The sequence below is a fragment of the Mycobacterium sp. 155 genome (assembly GCF_000373905.1).
GTDB lineage: Bacteria > Actinomycetota > Actinomycetes > Mycobacteriales > Mycobacteriaceae > Mycobacterium.
The window spans coordinates 1407602-1430362 of record NZ_KB892705.1 but is presented as its reverse complement, the minus strand read 5'-3'; the positions used below and the strand labels follow the sequence as shown (position 1 = coordinate 1430362).

Sequence of the window (22761 nt, the reverse complement as noted above, 5' to 3'; positions counted from 1 at the left end):
GGCACTTTAGGTATGAAGGGGTTGCTCACGTGACCACGGAAGTATTGGACATGACCGGCCTTCTGGGCCAGTGGAACAATTACTCGACGCCGGAACGGCCGTCGACGGTGCCCACGTTGTTCTACGCCCAGTGCGCAGCCACCCCGGATGATATCGCCGTCGTCGACGGGGTGCACCGACTCACTTACCGTGAGCTCGCGACGCACGTCGCTCAACTGGCCCACACCGTTCGATCGGCCACCGATGCCCAGCCGGAATCCGTGGTGGCGATCGGCATCCCACGCTCGGCGGAGATGGTCGTGTGCGTCCTGGCGGCGATGATGGCCGGAGCCGCCTTCGTACCACTCGACCCGACCTGGCCCCTGCACCGCCGCAGCCAGGTGCTGGCCGATTCCGGTGCCGTCGCCGCATTCACCGCCGGCGAGTACGAACCCGATTGGGACGTCCCCACATTGGCGGTGAATCTGTCGGACTGGAACTACACCTCGGAGTCGGTGGCGCTGCCCAATATCGACGTCCACCCGAGTCAGCTGGCCTATGTCATCTTCACCTCGGGATCGACCGGAAAACCCAAGGGCGCGATGATCCGCCACGACGCGATCGCCGAGCGGCTCACTTGGCAGCGCGACCAGGTGCTGCTGTTCGGAAAAGACGGCCGCAACGACGCTTCGCTGTTCAAAGCCCCGCTGTCTTTTGACATCTCAGTCAACGAGATACTGCTGCCGCTGGTCAGCGGTGGACGGGTGGTGGTGGCTGCGCCTGATGGCGAGAAGGACCCCGAATACCTGCTGGACCTGATCCGGACCGAACGAGTCACTTTCGTCTACCTGGTGTCCTCGATGCTCGACACCCTGCTGGAGCTGGACCGACTGGCCACCGCTGCCGGCGCACCGAGTTCACTGAAATCGCTGCACCACGTGTGGTGTGGCGGAGAGGTGCTCACCCCTGGACTGTTCGCCCGTTTCCGCTGCCAGCTGACCACCACGCTCTACCACGGTTACGGTCCGGCAGAGGCCACCATCGGTGTCTCCCACGTGATCTACCGAGACACCGCCGAGCGTATCGCCACCTCGATCGGCCGGCCCAACCCGCACACCCAGCTGTATGTGCTCGATGACGATATGCGTCCGGTACCGCCGGGCGTCGGGGGTGAGCTGTACGCGGCGGGCTTTCTTCTCGGTCGGGGTTACGTCAACGCGGCATCATTGACCGCTTCGCGGTTCGTGGCGAACCCATTCGACAGCAACGGCTCTCGGATGTACCGCACGGGCGACCTGGCCCGCTGGACCGCCGACGGATCGCTGGAGTTTCTGGGCCGGGCCGACAACCAGGTCAAGATCGGCGGGCGGCGCATCGAGCTCGAGGAGATCGAATCCCAACTGGCCGACCACCCGGCGGTCCGTCAGGTGATAGTCGATGTGCACCGCCAGGGCGGAGGCGAGCAACTGGTCGGCTACCTGGTGGCTGACGATGGTGTGGTCAATGACGAAGCGCTGCACCGCGAAATCGTCGCCTGGGCTCACACTCGACTACCGGGCTACATGGTGCCCACAGTTTTCGTCGCCCTGGATCGGGTCCCAGTGACAGCCAACGGCAAAACAGACCGCCGGGCCTTGCCCGCACCCGAGCTGCCGCGGTCGCGGACCGTCACCGCACCGCGCACACCTCGTGAGACGGTCCTGTGTGTGGCGTTCGCCGATGCCCTCGATCTCGAGACGGTCGGCGTCGACGAGGACTTCTTCGCCCTCGGCGGCGACAGCATCGTGGCGATCCGGGTGGTCAGCCGGGTACGCGCTGCGGGGTACTCGCTGCGCCCACGCGATATGTTCAGTCATCGCACCGCCGAATCGCTGGCTCCTTTGCTTGCCGAAACCGACAGTGGCAGATCAACGTTTGGAATTATTGCCTCGACCGGCCTCGCGGAGCCCACCCCGATCCTGCGTTGGTTGGATGAAACCGGTGCCGACGGTTCGGTGCTCAACGGCTTCTATCAGGGCATGTCACTGGTCACCCCGGCCGACTTGGACGAGGTGTCGCTGCGTTCGATCCTGCAAGCGACACTGAATCGACACCATGCGCTGTGGGCTGCCACGTCCGGTACGGCCAGCCGGCTCACGATCGTCGAGAAGGCACCCGCCGTCGAGCTGACGGTGGTAGATGTCGCCGACGATCTCGACGCTGCGGTACAGCGCACGGCCGAACGCCTCGTCAGCGCCCTGGATCCGGCCCGTGGAATCGTGGTGGCGTTCGGTTGGGTCCGCCGGCCTGCTGCGGACGTGAGGAGCAATCAAGCTGAGGCGGACGCGAGGAGCAATGAAGCTGGGGCGGCTGGGCGTTTGGTGGTCATCGCCCACCACATCGTGATCGACGGGGTTTCGCTGCGTATCCTTGCCGAGGATCTGGCCACGGCCTACCAGCACCTCACCGAGGGTCGGCCCATCGAGCTTGCGGCTGGTGACGTCTCGTGGCGGGATTGGGCGCAACGCCTCACCGACGCCGCGCAGGCCGGCACTTTCGACCACGATCTCCCGTACTGGCGACAGGTCTGCGCCAATACCGAAACCCCTTGGGGTAGAAGGACACTCGACCCGGTCCGCGACACTGTGGCCTCCGAGTCGCGGCTCACCGTCCAGCTGCCGGTCGCCATCACCGAGGCGATTCTCACCGCGATACCCGACCGTATCCACGGACATGTCAACGACGCCTTGGTAGCGGCGTTGTACCTGGCGCTGCGCAACTGGCTCGCAGGACGCGGCCGCCACCAGGACACCGTGTTGGTCGAGATGGAGGGCCACGGTCGCGAGGGGCAACTGGTCGGCGATACCGACCTGTCGGGCACCGTGGGATGGTTCACCACACTCTACCCCGTGGCCCTCTCTGATCACGAATTCGATTGGCAGGCAGCTCTTTCTGACGGTGATCAGCTCGGCGCAGCGGTACGATCGATCAAGGACCAGCTGCGAGCGGTGCCGTCGCACGGATTCAGCTACGGCGCCCTGCGCTATCTAAGGGCCGCCGACGGATTGACGGTTGCGCCGCAGGTGTTGTTCAACTATCTCGGCCGGTTCGACGCCGCCGATCGTCCGTGGGCCTTCGCCGACGATCAGGTCGCGGTGCTGGAGGGCCGAGATCCGGCCATGCCACTACCGCGGCTGCTCGAGGTCAACGCCGAGGCGGTCAACACCGCTGAAGGAACCGTATTGCGCGCCACCTTCAGCTGGCCCTCGGCCGCCGTCGCCGAATCCGAGGTGGACGGCCTGGCCCGGACCTGGACCGAGCTACTGACCACCATCGCGACCAGCGCCTACGTCGGCGGGCACAGCGTCTCCGATTTCGGCCGGGTCAGCGCCGGCGCGGCCGATGTCGCGGAACTCGAGCGCAGCTATCCCGGGCTGGTGGACATTCTTCCCCTCACCCCGGTGCAGGAGGGCATCTACTTCCACTCCACCTTCAGCCGCAGTCGCGACCCATATGTGGTGCAACAGATCGTGGACATCACCGGCCCGCTGGACATGGAGAGATTCCAACGGGCCACCGAAACCGTCGCGACCCGCCATCGCGCGCTCTCGGCCGCTTTCACCACGCTGTCGGACGGCACCCCGGTTGCGGTACATGCCGACGTGGTGCCACCGGACTTCGACGTGGTCGACGCCCGGTACACCACAGACCCGGCGGCCGTCATTGAGCAGCGGGCTGAGTGGGAACGCAACCGGCGGTTCAACCTGGCCGCCGCCCCGCTGACCCGTTACACACTGGTCCGGCGCTCCGATGATGTGCACACGATGATCCAGACCGTGCATCACATCGTCGCCGACGGATGGTCGGTGCCGCTCGTGCTCGATGATCTCCTGACGGCCTACGCTGGCGATGACTTCGACTGTCCGGCACCGCAATTCACCCGTTTCATCGACTGGCTGGCCACCCGCGACTCGAACGCTGACGCGGCCGCCTGGTCCGTCGTGCTCGAGGGCATCGATGAGCCCACCCGGGTTGCGGCCGCCGACGGGGCCCCCGAATCGGCAGCCGGTTTCGGCTCGCGCACCGTCACCGTGGCGCAGCGGACCGACCTGGCGGCTGCCGCCGATGCCGCGTCGGTGACCCTGGGTAGCCTCCTGCACACCGCGTGGGGAGTCACCGTGGGCCGGCTCACCGGGCGTGAAGACGTGGTATTCGGCACTGTGGTCTCCGGGCGCGGCGGCGCCGTCCGAGGTATCGACACCATGGTCGGGCTGCTGGTCAACACCGTGCCGGTGCGGGTGCGCTGGTCCGCGGGAGACACTGTCGCCGAGGTCGCTTCCCGGCTCGGCCAGATCGAGTCCGAGTTGCTTGAGCATCATCATTTGCCGTTGACCGAGGCGCATCGCCTGTCCGGCATCGGTGAACTGTTCGACTCGCTGGTGGTGATCGAGAACATCGGTGCCACAACTCATTCCCGCGGAGCGCTCACGCTCGGCGATATCGCGGTCGTCGAGGCTCCGCACTATCCCCTGACATTGATGATCACCGTGCGCGACACCATCACGGTGACAGTCACCAACGACCGCGAACACGTCTCGGACGTGTTCGCCGACACCGCCGTCTCGGCCTTCGCCGAGGTGCTGCGCGCACTCGCGGCCGATCCGACGGTTGCGGCAGATCGCATCACCCTCACTGCCCCGCCGCCAGAACTCCCCGCCGCGACGGTAGGCACCGTCACCGACCTGCTCGCTGCCGCCATCGCGGAGCACCGCGGCGCCACGGCCCTGATCTGTGATGACACGACCTGGACGTTCGGCGAACTCGACGACCGGGCAGCCGCATTGGCGCACCGCCTGACCGCTGCCGGGGTCGGGCGCGGAGACGTGGTGGCTCTGGGTGCGCGCCGGTCAGCCGACCTGGTCGCCGCGATGTGGGCGATCATCGCCACCGGTGCGGCCTATCTGCCGGTGGATCTGTCCTATCCGCGCCCCCGCATCGCGTTCATGCTCGACCATGCCCGTCCCGCGGCGGTGCTCGTCGACGTCGACGGACACGATGTTCTCCGCGATTCGGTGCCGGAGGGCACCGTGGTGGTTCCGATTGCCGAGATCGACGGTGCCAGCGCACCGTTCACCCCGGTGCCGGTGAGCCCCGCCGACGCGGTGTCGCTGCTGTACACCTCGGGTTCCACCGGAGAACCGAAGGCTGTGCTGGGAACCCATGCGGCCCTGGCCAATCGACTGGCCTGGGCCGTCACCGCCTGGCCAGCCGACGTGCGGGTGGCCAAGAGCTCGCTGTCGTTCATCGACGGCACCACCGAGCTGCTGGCCGGTCTGGCCGCCGGTGCCTGCACCGTGCTGGCCGACGACGTGATCGCCCGCGACGGTGGCCGGTTAGCCGAGCTGATCGCCGCCCACGGCGTCACCCAGTTGGTTGCGGTACCGTCGCTGGCCGCCGCATTGGCCGACGAGCACCCCGACCAGGTCGGTGCATTGCGTCGGTGGATCGTCAGCGGCGAAGCACTCGAGGCGCAACACCTCGCAGCGTTGCGGAAGGCCACCCCGACCGCTGAGGTGGTCAACTCCTACGGGTCCTCCGAGGTCACCGGTGATGTGCTCGCCGGGGTTCAGGGCGTCGGAGCCATCACGCTCGGCAGTTCCGTCCCCGGCACCGGGATCCGGATACTCGACCACCAGCTGCGAGATCTGCCGGCCGGGGTGATCGGCGAAATCTACGTCACCGGTGTGCAATCCGCCAGAGGCTATCTGCATCGCGCCGGGCAGACCGCGACGCGGTTCGTGGCCGCTGCGGACGGCCTGCGGCTGTACCGCACCGGTGACCTGGGCGCCCTGCTGCCCGACGGCCGGGTGACATTCGCGGGACGCGCCGACGACCAACTCAAGGTCAACGGGTATCGCGTCGAACCCGGCGAGGTGGAGGCCACACTGGCCCGACAAGCCGGCGTGCGTGAGGTTGCGGTGGTCGGATCCGGTTCGAGCCTGGCCGCATTCGTGGTACTCGGGCCGGACAATCGAGAACCTGATCACCTGCTGAGCGCCGTCGCCGCCGAACTCCCCCGCCACCTGGTTCCGACCTCGATCCAGTCTCTCGAGTCGATGCCACTGCTGCCCAACGGCAAACGCGACACCGCGGCACTTCGGGCACTGATAGGCGCCGAAGGCCAAGACAACGACGTGATGCTGGCGCCGGCAGACGACGTGCAACGCGCCATCGTCGACGTCATGTCGGTGGTGCTCGGTCGCGACACCGTCAGCGCCGACGCCGATTTCTTCGCCATGGGCGGTGACAGCATCACGGCGATCCGGGTAACCAGTCGACTCGCCCGTGGCGGCTACCGCGCCACCACCGAGGACGTGTTCCGAGGCCGCACAGCCATCGGACTCGCGGCACTGCTGTCCGAGGAAACCGAGCCGGAGAACAGCGAGCCGATCGATCGGTTCTGTACCGTGCGGCTGTCCCGGGAAACCATCGACCGGATCTCCGAAGGCGATGCGGTCGAGGACATCTGGGCGATGTCCCCACTGCAGCAGGGCGTCTACTACCAGAGCACGCTGGCCGACGCCGGGCCCACGTACATCGCGCAGAACACGTTCGCATTCGACCGGCGTATCGACCTGGATGCGATGGGACGAGCTTTCACGGCGCTGCTGCACCGCCATCCGCAGTTGCGGGTCGGGTTCCACACCGTCGAGCACGTCGAGGACGAACCGGCCCCCGACGCGACCGCGCTGATTCAGGTGGTGATCACCGATCCACCCGCCGACATCGCCGTCGTCGACCTATCCGGCCATGCGCCGACCGACCCAGCCCTGGCCACGGCGGCACGACGGATTGCCGACACCGACCGCACCATACCGTTCGACGTGACGACTCCGCCGCTGCTCAGGTTGACGGTCATCCGGCTGCCCGAAGGCCGTGACCGGATGCTGCTCACCTACCACTTCCTGTTGTTCGACGGCTGGTCGCGGGAACTGGTGCTGCGGGAGCTGTTCGAGCTGTACGACTCCGACGGACAACGCGGTGCGATCCAACTGCACGGCGACATGGTGGCACGTCACCTACAGTGGGTGGCCGCCAAGAGCGAGGCCGACTCTGCCCAGGCCTGGCGGGAGCTGCTGGGCGGGCTGAGCGGGCCGACGCTGGCCAGCGGTGTGGAGCCCGGTCATCCCGACGCCTCCCCCGCCGCCGAGCCGGGCCGCATCGTGGTGGCACTGCCCGAGCACACCACCGAGCGGTTGCTGAGTTGCGCCACCGCACAAGGCGTCACCCTCAACGCAGTGGTCACCGCCGCGGTATCCCTGGTGACCGGTTACCACGCCGGCAGCAACGATGTGGTCATCGGCACCACCGTCGCCGGACGCCCGGGCGAACTGGTCGGCATCGATGACACCATCGGGCTGTTCCTGAACACCGTCCCGGTCCGCGTCGACATGGCCCCGAGCCGCCCGATATCGGCGGCGATGGCCGCCATCGGCGAGCAACGGGTGTCGATGATGCGCCACGATCACCTCGGACTGGGCCAGATCCAGCGTGCGGCAGGTGATTCCGGCAGGCCGCTGTTCGATTCGCTGCTGGTACTGCAGAACTTCCTCGATGACGACACGTTCACCGATCTAGAGGAACGGAACGGCATCGTCGGGGTCAGCTATCACGACACCACTCATTTCCCACTGACCTGGGTGCTGACCCCGGGCCGTGAACTGACCGTCAAACTGGAGTACCGGGTGGTCGACGACGCCACGGCGGCCGAGATGGTCGAGCAGCTACTGCGCGTACTGTCCGCCGTCGCCGAACACCCCGACGCGTTGATCGGCAGCATTGCGTTGATGGGCGCGCGGCGCCGCGGCGAGCTGGAACACCGCTGGTCGGCGACGGCTCGGCCGGTCGAGCCGGTCACCATCGCGGAACTGCTGACCCGCCGTGCGGCCGAGATCCCCGATGAGGTGGCATTGGTCTTCGGCGCACAGTCGTTGACCTACCGCGACTTCGACGATCGGGTATCGCAGCTCGCCCGGTACCTGCGGGCCCGTGGTGCGCGCCCGGAAACCTTCGTGGCACTGGCACTTCCGCGTTCGATCGACATGGTGGTGGCACTGTTCGCGGTGCTGCGGGTCGGCGCGGCCTATTTGCCGCTGGAGCTCGACCTGCCGATCGAACGGCTGCGCACCATTGTCGAAGACGCCGGTCCGGTGCTGCTGGTGACCACCACGGAACGTTCCGAGCTGAGCGACTTCGCCCGCGACCAGGGCACCGCGATCATCGCGCTCGACGATCCGGAAAGCCTTGCCGTTCTGGCTGCTACGGCCTCAACACCGCTGACCGCTGCTGAACTCGGCGATTTCGCGACCGGTGAGCTGCGGCTGCAGCACCCGGCGTACCTGATCTACACCTCAGGATCGACCGGGCGTCCCAAGGGCGTCCTCACCGGGTATGCCGGCCTGACCAACATGTACTTCAACCACCGCGAGGCCATCTTCGGCCCGACGGTGCGACGGGCCGCATCGGTTGAGCCACTCCGTATCGCCCATACCGTGTCGTTCTCCTTCGACATGTCTTGGGAAGAGCTGTTCTGGCTCGTCGAAGGGCACCAAGTGCATGTCTGCGACGAGGAACTGCGCCGCGACGCGCCGGCCCTGGTCGCCTACTGCCACCGGCACCGGATCGACGTCATCAATGTCACCCCGACGTACGCCCATCACTTGATCGATGCCGGACTGCTCGACGGTGCTCACACTCCACCACTCGTGCTGCTGGGCGGCGAGGCGGTCAGCGACAACGTCTGGGCGACGCTGCGCGACCACCCCGGCTCGGCCGGTTACAACCTCTACGGCCCAACGGAATACACCATCAATACACTCGGCGGCGGCACCGACGACAGTGCCACCCCGACCGTGGGACGGCCGATCTGGAACACGCGGGGCTACGTGCTGGACTCCGCGTTGCGGCCGGTACCCGACGGTGGCACCGGCGAGCTCTATATCGCTGGTACCGGCCTGGCCCGCGGGTATCACAACAGGGCCGGCCTGACCGCCACCGCGATGGTCGCCGACCCCTATGTGCCCGGCGGCCGGATGTACCGCACCGGAGACCTGGTTCGCCTCAGAACCGGAAGTGTCGAGCCCGGAATCCTGGACTACCTCGGCCGCGCCGACGACCAGGTGAAGATCCGTGGATACCGGGTCGAACTCGGCGAGGTCGAGTCGGTGCTCGCCGAGGCGCCCGGCGTGGCTCGTTGTGCCGTAGTGGCACGCTCAGACGGAGCTTCGCCGCCAGTGAAAACCCTTGTCGCCTATGTAATCCCGCAAGAAGTTCCCGCAGATGAGGCAGGCTTTGTCGCAGACCTGCGCGATCACCTGGCCGCCTTGCTGCCCGGCTACATGGTGCCAACCCGCTATGGCGTGGTCGACGCGCTGCCCCTGACCATCAACGGCAAGCTCGATGTCGCCGCCCTGCCGGAACCCGTAGCCGCTCACCGTGGCGAACGCCGGGCGCCGCGCACCGCTCGGGAGGCCACGCTGCTGGGCATCGTCGCCGCGGTGCTCGGGCTCGACAGCGTCGGCGTGGACGACGACTTCTTCGCGCTCGGAGGCGACAGCATTTCATCGATCGCGGTATGTGGGCGCGCCCGCAAGGCCGGGTTGGCCATCACTCCACGCGACATGTTCCGGCGCCGCACCGTCGCAGCCCTGGCTTCGGCCGCTGAAACCACGTTTCCGACATCGGAATCAGCGCCCGACAGCGGAATTGGAGCGATCACCGCCACTCCGATGCTGGCCGAAACCGAGCAGGCCGACACCCCGCTGGCCAACTTCTACCAGGCCATGGTGCTGGCCACCCCGGCCGCGGCCACCGCAGAGTCTATCGAGACCGTCGTGCGCAGCGTCGTCGATGCGCACGCCATGCTGCGGGCTCGGTTGTCGGTCACTGCCGATGGTTGGTCCCTGGCGGTGCCGAAGTCCGCCGATCCGATCACGCTGACGGTTCGAGCTGGTGTGCTCACGTCGGCTGATGTGGAGCAGGCCAAGACCGCCGCCGCCCGAGAACTGGCGCCCGAGAACGGAGTCATGGTTCGCGCGGTGTGGTACGAAAACCCAGGTGCTACAGGGCAACTGCTGCTGGTCATCCATCATCTCGTGATCGACGGGGTGTCCTGGCGCATCATCACCGACGATCTAACCCGGGCCTGGACCGAGCTGAGCGCAGGCAAACCCGTCGCCGTAGATCCGGTATCCACCTCATTCCAGACCTGGTCGCAAGCCATCACGCAGACCGACTTCGACGAGGCCGACTACTGGAAGGATGTGCTGGCCACCCCGGATCCCGACATGGGCACCCGCCCGCTGGATCCCGCCCGCGACATCGCCGCCACCGTGCGCAGCCATCAGATATCGCTGACACCCCAGGTGAGTTCGACCCTGCTGTCCTCGGTTCCCGCCGCGATGTACGGCAGTGTCAACGATGTGCTGCTCACCGCGCTGGCCGTGGCACTGGGCCAGTGGCGCAGGGATCGCGGTCGGGCACAGGGCAGCGCGGCACTGCTCAATCTGGAGGGGCACGGCCGCGAATCGGAGCTGATGGCAGGCGATCTGGATCTCTCCAGGACGGTCGGTTGGTTCACCGCGATCTACCCGGTGCGGGTCGACCCCGGTGCCTTGGCGTGGGACGAGGTGCTGGCCGCCGGGCCCGCATTGGCGACGGCCGCCAAGGCGGTCAAAGAGCAACTGCGCACCGTACCCAGCCGAGGCCTCGGTTACGGCGTGCTGCGCCACCTGGATGAGGCGCGCCCGCTGACCGGCCAAGCACCGCAGATCCTGTTCAACTACCTGGGCCGGTTCAGTGCCGGCAACGGCAACGACTGGCAGCCGGTCGCCGAGATCGGTGCACTCAGCGAAGGTGTCGACCCCAGCAATCCCGCGGTGGCCCTGGAGATCAACGCGCTGGCCGAGGACCGGCCCGACGGCACGGTGCTGACCATGAACCTCGCCTGGCCGAGTGGGCTGCTCGACACCGAGGACATCGGCGAGCTGGCCTCACTGTGGTCCGAGGCCCTGACCGCGCTGACCCGCTGCCACGCCCTCACCGGGCACACCCCCTCGGACTTCGGGCTGATCGCCGTCGAGCAGGCCGATATCGATGAGTGGGAGCAAACCGGCCCGATCGAGGAGGTGCTGCCGCTGCTGCCGCTGCAGGAGGGCATGTACTTCCACAGCATGTTCGGCGGAGCCGAGGCCTCCGACGGAACGGGCGCATCCGTGGACACCTACCGTGTGCAGCAGATCGCCCAGCTGTCCGGGCCCGTGGATCCAGAGCTGTTGCGTACCAGTCTCATTGGGGTGCTGGGACGCCATCAGGCATTGCGAGCCAGCTTCCGCGAGCTGTCCGACGGCCGGCTGGCCCAGGTCATCTGGGCCGAGCCGACAGTCGACTTCGAGGTGCTCGACGGAATACCGAATGAGATTGCCGCCCAACAACTGTCGCGGCCCTTCGACCTGTCGCGGGCGCCGCTGGTGCGCTACACGCTGGTACGGTCGGGTACCGATGACCACCGGCTGATCCAGACTGTGCATCACATCGTGGCCGACGGCTGGTCCTACCCGGTGATCTTCGGTGACGTCGTCGAGCACTACAACGCCGCACTGGGCATCGGAACCTCCCCGCAGGCCGTCGGCGTGACCCTGCGTGACCACGTAGAAGCCGTCACTGGTGGCGATCGGGTGGCGGCACGGCAAGCCTGGTCGGAGGCGTTGTCGGGGATCGAACCGACCACGCTCGTCCCCCGCACCGAGGGCCACCTCGTCGGTGAGCACCGCAGCGCAGTGCGCCGCCTGTCCCCCAAGTTGACCGCCGCGCTGGTAGCCGCCGCCCGGGAACATGGCTTGACGGTCAGCACCGTGCTGCACGGCGCGTGGGGCCTACTGCTGGGCCGGCTGCTCGACCGCAACCGCGTGGTGTTCGGCTCGACGGTGTCGGGTCGCGGCGGCGAACTGGTGGGTACCGAGTCCATCGTCGGGTTGCTGATCAACACCATCCCGGTGCCTATGTCCTGGCAGCCGCACGGCGCCATCGTTGCGGCCATGACCGACCTGCAGGACCAGCAGGCTGCGTTGTTGGATGCCCAGCAGCTGGGCCTGACCGAGCTGGCCCGACTCGCCGGGGTCCGCGAGTTCTTCGACAGCATGGTCGTCGTCGAAAACTTCCCGACGACATCGTCTGCCGCACACGGTGATCCACGCGCCATCGCGTTCCAGGGGTTCAGCGGCACCGATTCGCCGCACTACCCGGTCTCTTTCGTCGCATACGTGGAGGATGAACTCACCATCGAGATCAAATACGACGCCGCCATGATCACCGAGGCCGCCGCACACCGATACGCCGAGCGGGTCGAGCTCGTCCTCGCCGCGTTCGCCGAGCAGCCCGAAAAACGGGTCAGCGCGATCGACCTGCGGACCGCCGCGGAGCACAACTTCGTCGTGGTTGACGAGTCGCGGCCCGGACCGGATCGCAGGCTCGATCAGATGTTCGCCGCGGCGGTGCGCCGCAGGCCGGACACCGTCGCCGTCCGCTGCGGTGACGACCAACTCACCTACGCGGAACTCGATGTCCGGGCGTCGGCAGTCGCCGCGACGCTCATCGATCTGGGTGTGCGGGCCGAGTCTCGGGTCGCGGTGGCGCTGCCCCGCTCGACCGACCTGATCGTCGGGTTGCTCGCGGTAATCAAGGCCGGCGGCACCTACGTGCCGGTGGACATCACGTCACCGGCGGCGCGGCTGCGACACATCCTGGACGACTCAGCTCCGGTGTGCCTGCTGACCGATGCGGCGGACCGGTTCGATGTCGGCGACGTGCCACGCGTGATCCTGGCGGACGCCGCCGGTCATGCCGCGACGACAAGCGCGCCCACCGGCTCAGCGGATGGTGCGGCCTACATCATCTACACGTCCGGGTCCACCGGCCTCCCCAAGGGTGTCGCGGTCAGCCATCGCAACGTCGCGGCATTGTTCGCGGGGACAGCTTCCCGTTTCGAGTTCGGGCCCGATGACGTCTGGACGATGTTCCACTCCTCGGCGTTCGACTTCTCGGTGTGGGAACTGTGGGGACCGCTGTTGCACGGGGGCACCCTTGTCGTGGTCGAGCCGGAGACCGCCCGGGACCCGGAGCGAATGCTCGATCTGCTGGTGCGCGAACGGGTCACGGTGCTCAACCAGACCCCGTCGGCGTTCTACCCGCTGATCGAGGCCGACAACCGCATCCGCCCCGAGCTCGCGCTTCGCTACGTGATCTTCGGCGGCGAGGCGCTGGATCTCACCCGGCTGGCGCTGTGGTATCAGCGGCACGAGGTGGACAGCCCACGGCTGGTGAACATGTACGGCATCACCGAAACCTGTGTTCACGTCTCGCACCGCGCATTGGAACGTGCCGACACTGCCGCGACCGACAGCCTGATCGGCGGTCCGATCCCCGGGCTGCGAATTCACCTGCTGGACAACAATCTGCAGCCGGTACCCGCCGGCGTCGTCGGCGAGATGTACATCGCCGGCGGGCAGGTGGCGCGCGGCTACATCGGACGACCCGGCCTGACCTCGACCCGGTTCGTGGCCAACCCGTTCGACGCAGCCGGCGAACGGCTGTACCGCAGCGGCGATCTGGCCATGTGGACCGAGACCGGTGAACTGGTCTACCTCGGCCGTTCCGATCAGCAGGTCAAGATCCGGGGTTATCGCATCGAACTCGGCGAGGTCGAGTCGGCGCTGGCGGCGCTGCCGGGCGTGGCGAACGCCGCGGCCGACATCCGCCACGACGACACCGGTCGGGCCCGGCTGATCGGCTACCTGGTGAGCAGCGACAACCTCGACATTGCCGCGGCGCACGGCGAACTCGCGCAGCGGCTGCCGGACTACATGGTGCCCTCGGCGCTGATCACGCTCGACACACTGCCGCTGACCGTCAACGGCAAGCTGGACCGCAAGGCCCTGCCGGCACCCGAAACGGTCACCGCACCGCCACCCGCCACCACCAGGGCAGCCGCGGTCGAAGCACACGACACCGCAGCACAGCTGGCCGCGCTGTGCACCGAAATCCTCGGCACCGCTGTCGGGCGCGACGACGACTTCTTCACCGCGGGCGGCGACAGCATCGTGGCCATCCAGCTGGTCAACCGGGCCAGGCGGCACGGCATCCGGATCACCCCGCAGCAGGTGTTCGTGCACCGCACCCCCGCGGCGTTGGCCGAGACCGTCGCCGCCGACGCACCGAACATAGCCGTCGCCGACGACGCGGGTCCGGATCTGGGCGAGGTGATGCTCACCCCGATCGTGCAGCGTCTGGCCGAACTCGGCGGCTCGGTGTCACGGTTGAACCAGACCGAGCTGTTGCGCACCCCCGCCGGGGTCATGCACACACAGCTGGAAATCGCGCTGAACGCCGTCATCGCGCGACATGACGCGCTGAGTATCCGGCTGCACCGTCCATCGCCGTTGCTGTGGTCACTGGAAACCACCGCCGCTGCGCCTGTTTCCATCACGCGCGTGGCCGGGGAGAACATCGGCGACGAAGGGCTGCGCGAGCTCATCGCGGCAGAATCCGATGCGGCTGTCGGCCGGCTCGATCCCGACAATGGCGTGATTGTGGTCGCGGTGTGGATCGACCTCGGGTCTGAGCGGCAGGGCCGGTTGATCCTGGCCGTGCACCACCTCGCCGTCGACGGAGTGTCCTGGCGGATCATCATCGAAGACCAGTCCGAGGCCTGCCGGCAGGTGCTGGCCGGCCAGCGGGTCGCGTTGCCCCCGGTGCCCACGTCCATCCGGACCTACGCCCGCGCGGTCAACGAGAACGCCCAACAAGCGGCGCGGCTGGCCGAGTTCGAGCACTGGACCGCTGTGCTGGCGCCGGGCGGTGAACTCGACCCGCAAGCCGGCCCCACGATGCTGACCGTGGGTGCCACGCGTGACCACGAGGTGCGACTCACCGCCGCCGAGACGCTCCCGCTGCTGACCACCGTGCCGGCTGCGGCCAACGCCGATGTAACCGAAACCCTGGTGGCCGCACTGCATCTGGCCGTGTCCCGGTGGCGGGCCGCCCACGGCGGGGCGGCCCACGCCGATCTGGTCCTCGACCTGGAGCGGCACGGCCGCGACGGCTGGGGTGAGGACCTCGACCTGTCCCGCACGGTCGGCTGGTTCACCTCCATCGCGCCGGTGCGGTTACCCGCCCCGGCTGCCGATCTGCTCGGCGTGCTCAAGGAGGTCAAGGAGCGACTCCGATCCGCCCCTGATGGCGGGCTCGGATTCGGTCAGCTGCGTTACTGCAACCCACGCACAGCCGGGGTCCTCGGCCGGCTGCCCGGACCCCAGCTGCTGTTCAACTACCTGGGCCGGTGGCCCGCCGACGCGGCCGACGACTGGGCCTCAGCGCCTGAAGTGGATGCCCTGCGCACCCGCCCTGACGCCGACCTGGGTACGCCATATCTGTTGGAGATCAACGCGATCTGCGACGACACCGATGACGGTCCGCGGCTGCGTGCCACCCTGACCTACGCCGAGGGTGAATTGACCGCCGACACCGTCGCCGAGCTCGGCGAGTACTGGACCGCGGCGATGCGCGAACTCGGCGGGGTGGCCGTCGCCCACGCCGGGACGGCTGCGCTGACCCCGTCGGACCTGCCGCTGGTCACGCTGACCCAAGGCGAGATCGACCGGGTCACCGCGGCCATGCCTCAGCCGGTCGAGACCATCTGGCCGTTGTCCCCGTTGCAGGAGGGGGTGTACTTCCAGTCCCGGTATGCCACCGAGGCGGTGTACATCGTGCAGAACATCTTCGACTTCGCAGACCCGGTCGATCTGGATGCGTTACGCGCCGCCTACACAGCGGTGATGGCCCGCAATCCCGTGCTGAAGTCGGGTTTCTGGGCCGATGACCTGGCCCAGCCGGTGGCCGCCATCGCGGTGGACGCGGTGTGCGAACCACGGCTGGTCGACCTGAGCGGGCTGACGCCCGACCAGGCCGCTGAGCGTATGGCCGAACTCACGGCTGCCGACCGGTTGCAGACTTTCGATCTGGCCACGGCGCCGCTCGCGCGGATGACCGTGATCCGTACCCGAGCAGGCGACCGGCTAATCTTCAGCTACCACTTCCTGTTGCTGGACGGCTGGTCGCGCGAACAATTGCTGCGCGAACTGTTCGCCGCATACTCCGCACGGCGCCGCGGCGAGAGTATCGAATTTCCGGCTCCCACCGCAGATTTCACTGACTACCTGCGGTGGCTGTCCGACCAGGACCGCGCCGAGTCAGCCGGCCGGTGGGCGACGGCGCTGGCCGGCCTGACTGCCCCGACCCTGCTGATACCAGCCGCGGCCGGCGTCGAAGCTACCCTGGCGCTGCGCTTGGAGTTCATGCTGACCGAGGAGCAGTCGGCGGCGCTGTCGGGGACCGCCCGTTCGGCCGGTGTCACCCTCAACGCGTTGATCAGCACCGCGCTGGCCATGGTGCTGGCCTACGAAACAGGCTCGGACGACGTGGTTTTCGGTTCGACTGTGGCGGGCCGACCCACGGACCTGGATGGTATCGACTCCGTCATCGGACTGTTCCTCAACACCGTGCCGACCCGGGTGCGGCTGGCCCCTGCGCGTTCGATCGGCGACACCATGCGCGCCGTTCAATCCGACCGGCTCGCCCTGATGGACCACGAGTACCTGGGCCTCGGCGACATCCAACGGGCACTCGTGGCCGCCGGCCACGACGGCCTCACTGGTGCCGGGGCGCTGTTCGACAGCCTCTATGTGCTGCAGAACTTCCTCGATGACGACACGTTCACCGACATGGAGTCCGAGCACGGCATCGTCGGGCACGACTCTGTCGACGCCTCGCACTATCCGCTGACATGGGTCGCCTCACCCGGGCGCAAGCTGTGGATGAAGCTCGAGTACCGGCCGGATGTGGTCGAAAGAGGCTACGCCCAAACACTTCTGGACCGGCTGCAGCATGTACTGGTGCAGTTGGGCGACGGCGGACCCAACGCGGCGGCGCTCGCCTCGGTTCGTCTGCAGCTGCCCTTCGAGCGGGAGGCGATGGATGCTCGCGACGCGGAAACCGATCATGGGCTACCCGACGCGACGGTCATCGACCTGCTCGCCGAACGGGCCGGGGCGTCCGGGCAGCTGACCGCGCTGGTGTGCGGCGACCGCAGCATCGACTACGACGAGCTGGCCGCGGCGGTGAACCGGCTGGCCTGGGTGCTGCGTGATCGCGGCATCGGCCCGGAAACGACAGTGGCACTGGCCATCCCACGCTCCATCGACGCAGTGGTGGCGTTGTTCGCGGTACTGCGAGCCGGCGGAGCCTACCTGCCGTTGGAGCTGGACTATCCCGACGACCGGCTGGCCGTCATGCTCGACGACGCCGGTCCGGTATGTGTGCTGGCCACCCAGGGCACCGCCGAGCGGATCGGAAGGCTGGCCCCTGAGCACTGCCCCGTGGCGGTACTCGATGACCCCGAGACCATCGCGATGGTGGCCGCGGCCCGATCCGATTGGGACGGTTACACTCCCGGTCCCGATGAGCCCGCGTACGTGATCTACACCTCCGGCTCGACCGGGAAACCGAAGGGCGTCGTCACGCCGCAACGCGGCCTGACCAACATGCATCTCAACCATCGGGAAGCGATCTTCGCCCCAGCCATCGCCAAGGCGGGTGGGCGGCGGTTGAAGATCGCTCACACCGTGTCGTTCTCCTTCGACATGTCCTGGGAAGAACTGTTGTGGCTCATAGAAGGCCACGAGGTGCACATCTGTGACGAGGTCTTGCGCCGCGATGCCACCGCTCTGGTGAGCTATTGCCACGCGCATGAAATCGATGTCATCAACGTGACGCCCACCTATGCGGCGCTGCTGTTCGAGGAAGGGCTGCTCGATCACACCGGGCATCCACCGGTACTGGTACTGCTCGGCGGCGAAGCCGTCTCGAGTGCGGTGTGGAACCGGCTGCGCGACAGCGATTCCTGGTACGGCTACAACCTGTACGGTCCCACCGAATACACCATCAACACCCTCGGCGGCGGTACCGATGACAGCACCACCCCCACGGTCGGCAAACCGATCTGGAACACGCACGCGCACATACTCGACAGCTGGCTGCGGCCGGTACCCGATGGTGTTCCCGGCGAGCTGTATGTCTCGGGCGCGGGCCTGGCCCGCGGATACCTGCGCCAACCGGCGCTGAGTTCAGGCCGGTTCGTGGCCAATCCGTTCGGCTCCGGCCGGATGTACCGGACCGGAGATCTCGTAGTCCGTCGACCCGACGGCAACCTCGACTTCCTCGGCCGTACCGATGATCAGGTCAAGATCAGGGGCTATCGCGTCGAACTCGGCGACATCGAAACCGCACTGGCCGCCCATCCCAAGGTTGCTCAGGCCGCCGTGATTGCCCGGGCGGATCCGACCACGGCCGGCGCGCAACGCCTGGTCGGCTATGTGGTGCCGAACGACCAGACCGCCGACGATGATCTGATCGGCGAACTGCGGGCACATCTGAGCGGGGTTCTGCCGTCCTACATGGTGCCGACCGCGATGACCACGTTGGCGGCGCTCCCGCTCACCGACAACGGCAAGCTCAACATCCGGGCGCTTCCGGAGGTGGCGCCGCAGACCCGCCGGGTCGGCGGTCGACCCCCGCAGACCCCGCTCGAGGAAACCCTGTGTGCCGTGTTCGGTGAGATCCTCGGAGTGCAGGACATCAGTGTCGACGACGACTTCTTCGACCTGGGCGGACACTCCCTGCTCACCATTCGCCTGATCAGCCGGCTCCGTGCCGAGCTGGGTGCCGAGCTGTCCCTCGCGGACGTGTTCAACGCCCGCACGGTTGTGGCACTCGCGCCGATACTCACCGACGCGGCAGCGACCAGGCAGCGTCCAGAACTCGTTGCCGCCCAACGGCCCGACCGAATCCCTGCATCACCCGCCCAGGAGCGACTGCTGGTGATCGACCGGCTCGGGGAAACCGGAGCAGCCTACAACTATCCGCTGGTATTCCGGATCGACGGTGCGCTCGACCTCGATGCGCTGGGCAATGCATTGACCGACGTCGTTGACCGGCACGAGTCGCTGCGCACGGTGTTCGACGAACACGACGGGGTGTATCACCAGCGGATCCTGCCACGCGGCACCCGCCCGCACCTGACGGTGACCGGCTGCGCGGAGGCAGACATCGAGGCCGAAGTCCAGGTGGCGGCTGGCTACCGATTCGACCTGAGCACCGAGATCCCGCTGCGCGCATATGTGTTCACCTCCGACCCCGAACATCACACGGTGGCGCTGCTGTTACACCACATCGCCACCGACGAATGGTCGGACGCGCCATTCCTCGCCGATCTTGATACCGCGTACCGGGCCCGCCGCGACGGCTTCGGCGCGGTCCTGCCCGAACTGGCCGTGCAGTACGCCGATTTCACCCTGTGGCAGCGCGACCTGCTGGCCGGCGTGGGTGAGCAACAGCGGCAGTTCTGGCGTAGCACACTGGCCGGTGCCCCCGACGAGATGGAACTGCCCGCCGACCGGCCCAGGCCACCGCGGCCCAGCGGCGCCGGTAGTACTCTGCAGCTGTCGCTTCGGGCCGAAACCGTCGCCGCGCTGCGCACTCTGGCCACTGAACACCAGGTCAGCATGTTGATGGTGCTGCATGCCGCGGCCGCCGCACTGGTCCACCGGCTGGGCGCCGGTGACGACATCGTGGTGGGTACGCCGGTGGCCGGCCGCGATGATGCCGCGCTCAACGAGGTGATCGGCTTCTTCGTCAACACCGTGGTGCTGCGGACCGACCTCGCAGGCAACCCGTCGTTGGCCGAGCTGCTGAAGCGGGTGCGGACCACGGACCTGGCCGCGTTCGCGCATCAGGACCTGCCGTTCGACCGGCTCGTCGAGGAGCTCAATCCGCCTCGCGTGCCCGGACGCAACCCGTTGTTCAATCTGTTCATCGGATATCACCTGCGTGACGGGTCAGACACCGACATGTTCGGTATGCCGACGCTGTGGCGCGAACCAGCGGTGACCGCGGCCATGTTCGACCTGGGGTTCACCCTGATCGACCAGCGCGCCGACGGCACCGCGGCGGTCATGGCCGAGTACGCCGCCGACCTGTTCGACGAGTCGACGGTGCACAGTCTCACCCAACGACTAATCCGCATTTTCGAGTGCGCCGCCACCGATCCCGGCATGCGGATCGGCGCGATCGATCTCCTGGAGTCCGGCGAGGCCGCGGCCCTGCTCGAGGGCTGCAACCGCACGGACCGCGAGGTGGAGCCGATCTCATTGGGCGCGTTGGTCAGCAGGCAGGCCCAACGCACCCCCGACGCGGTAGCCGTGGTCTTCGAGGGGCACCGGCTCAGCTATGGCGAACTGGACGACTGGTCGGCCCGGTTGGCGGCGCAATTGCTGGAGTCGGGAACACATCCAGGCGGCATCGTCGGCGTCTCACTGCCCCGATCGGTGGAGCTGATCGTGGCGCTGCTGGCGGTGACCAAAACCGGCGCGGCGTACCTACCCCTGGACCCCGAATACCCGTCGGACCGGTTGTCATACATGATCGCCGACGCGAAACCCGTTACGGTGCTCGATGACCCGGCCGTGGTGCGGATGGCCCGGGACCGTCCGTCACCGGCGCGGCAACCTGTGGTCGACGCCCGCGCAAGTGCGTACGTGCTGTACACGTCCGGCTCCACCGGTCGCCCCAAAGGCGTCACAGTGCCCCACGCCGGGATCGTCAACCGGATCGGCTGGCTGCAGCACTCGTATCCCTTGGATACGGACGACCGCATGTTGGTCAAGACCCCGATCAGCTTCGACACCTCGGTGTGGGAGGTGTTCTGGCCGCTGAGCGTCGGAGCCACCCTGGTGGTGGCCCGTCCCGGTGGGCACCGTGAACCGGGATATCTGGCCGAAACCATTGTCGCCGAGAACATCACGGCCATCGACTTCGTGCCGTCGATGCTCGAGGTGTTCCTGGACGAGCCGCGCTCGGCGCAGTGCACGTCCTTGACGCGCGTGACGGTCGGCGGCGAGGCGTTGCCCAATGAGTTGGCAGCCCGGTTCACCGAGCGGTTCGTCGGTGTGCCACTGCACAATCTGTACGGACCCACCGAGGCTGCGGTCGACGTGTTGGGCTGGACCGCCGACGGCGGGCCGGTGGCCCTCGGGGTGCCGGGCTGGAACGTGCGGGTGTACGTCCTCGACCAGTATCTGAACCCTGTCCCTGCCGGTTCTCCCGGCGAGCTGTATCTGGCCGGAGTGCAGTTGGCCGACGGCTACCTGCACCGAACCGCGCTCACCGCAGAACGTTTCGTCGCGTGCCCCCACTCCCCCGGTCAGCGGATGTACCGTACCGGCGACGTGGTCCGGTGGCGTGCCGATCGTCAGCTGGAGTACCTGGGCCGCTCCGACGACCAGATCAAGCTGCGCGGCGTACGTATCGAGCCGGGCGAGATCGAGGCGGTCCTAGTCGGACATCCGCTGGTCTCCTCGGCCCGCGTGGTGGTGCGCGAGGACCGGCTGGTGGCCTATTACCTACCCGCCAGGGCCGTCGAGATTGACGCTGCCGAGCTGCGTGAGCATGTGGCCGCGGTGTTGCCGGGCCACATGGTGCCGTCGGCATTTGTTGCACTGGAGGCATTTCCACTCACCCCGAGCGGAAAGCTGGACCGCCGGGCGTTGCCGCAACCGGAGCTCGGTGCCAACTCGGTCGGTGGGCGCCCGCCAGAGACCGCCCGACAGCGGCAGTTGTGCGTCCTGTTCTCCACGGTCCTGGGCGTCGAGGTCACCGGCATCGACGACGACTTCTTCGTCATGGGCGGCCACTCGCTGCTACTGGTCCGGCTGGCGGCCGCCCTGCGACGCGAGTTCGACGTGGACGTCCCGGTAGCCGATCTGATGGCAGCACCGACGGTCGCCGAGATCGATCAGCGAATCAGCACCGGTGGCGGATCATCGGACAGTCTCGCGCCGGTGCTGGCACTGCGAGCTTCGGGCACAGCCGCACCGCTGTTCTGCCTGCATCCCGCCAGCGGACTCAGCTGGCAATTTGCCGGTCTCAAACGCTATCTCCCACAAGATATTCCGATTTACGGCCTGCAGTCGCCCTTGTTCAGCGGGACACCGCTACCCGACACCATCGCCGAACTCGCGGTGTCCTACGCCGACAGCATCGTCGCCGTGGCTCCGTACGGGCCCATCCGGCTGCTCGGGTGGTCGTTCGGCGGCTCGATAGCCCTGCTGATGGCGCAGGAGCTGACCCGGCGAGGCCGCGAGGTCAGCTTCGTCGGCATGCTGGACGCTCGTACGGATGCCGCCGAAGGGGATGCGCAGTTCGATGGGCCCGCGGTGCTGGCCGGGTTGTTACGGGAGATGGGCTTCGGCGTCGACCCGGGAATCAGGATGTCCGTCGCCGAGGCCGTGGAGCTGGTACGCGACACCGACGATGCCATCACTGTGCTCGACGACGAGCAGATCGCCCTGGTGGTCGAGAACTACGTGGCGGCCGAACGATTCACGATGGGCGCGAATTACGGCACCTATACCGGAGACGTCTTCTTCGTGGACGCCACCGTTCTGGAGATGGACCTGACGGGCGTGGCGTCCCAGGGCTGGCGTGAGCATGTGGGCGGCGAGTTGCGGGTGGTCGAGCTGGACTGCCGCCATTCCGAGCTGATGGACGCGGCCATCCTGGAGCGGCTGGGCCCGCTGATCGCCGCTGAACTGACTGGCCGGAAGCACCGGTAGCCGTCAGACAAGCGGAAGCCCC

The 22761-nt window shown here is 67.5% G+C and carries 1 protein-coding gene; it reads left to right on the top strand.

Going from position 1 to position 22761, the window contains the following annotated elements; genetic code table 11:
- Positions 1–29 precede the first annotated feature (29 nt).
- Positions 30–22739 carry a non-ribosomal peptide synthetase gene (locus B133_RS0106545; protein ID WP_018599926.1) on the top strand — a complete coding sequence of 7570 codons (22710 nt, stop codon included), beginning with the start codon at positions 30–32 and terminating at the stop codon, positions 22737–22739.
- Positions 22740–22761: the final 22 nt, after the last annotated feature.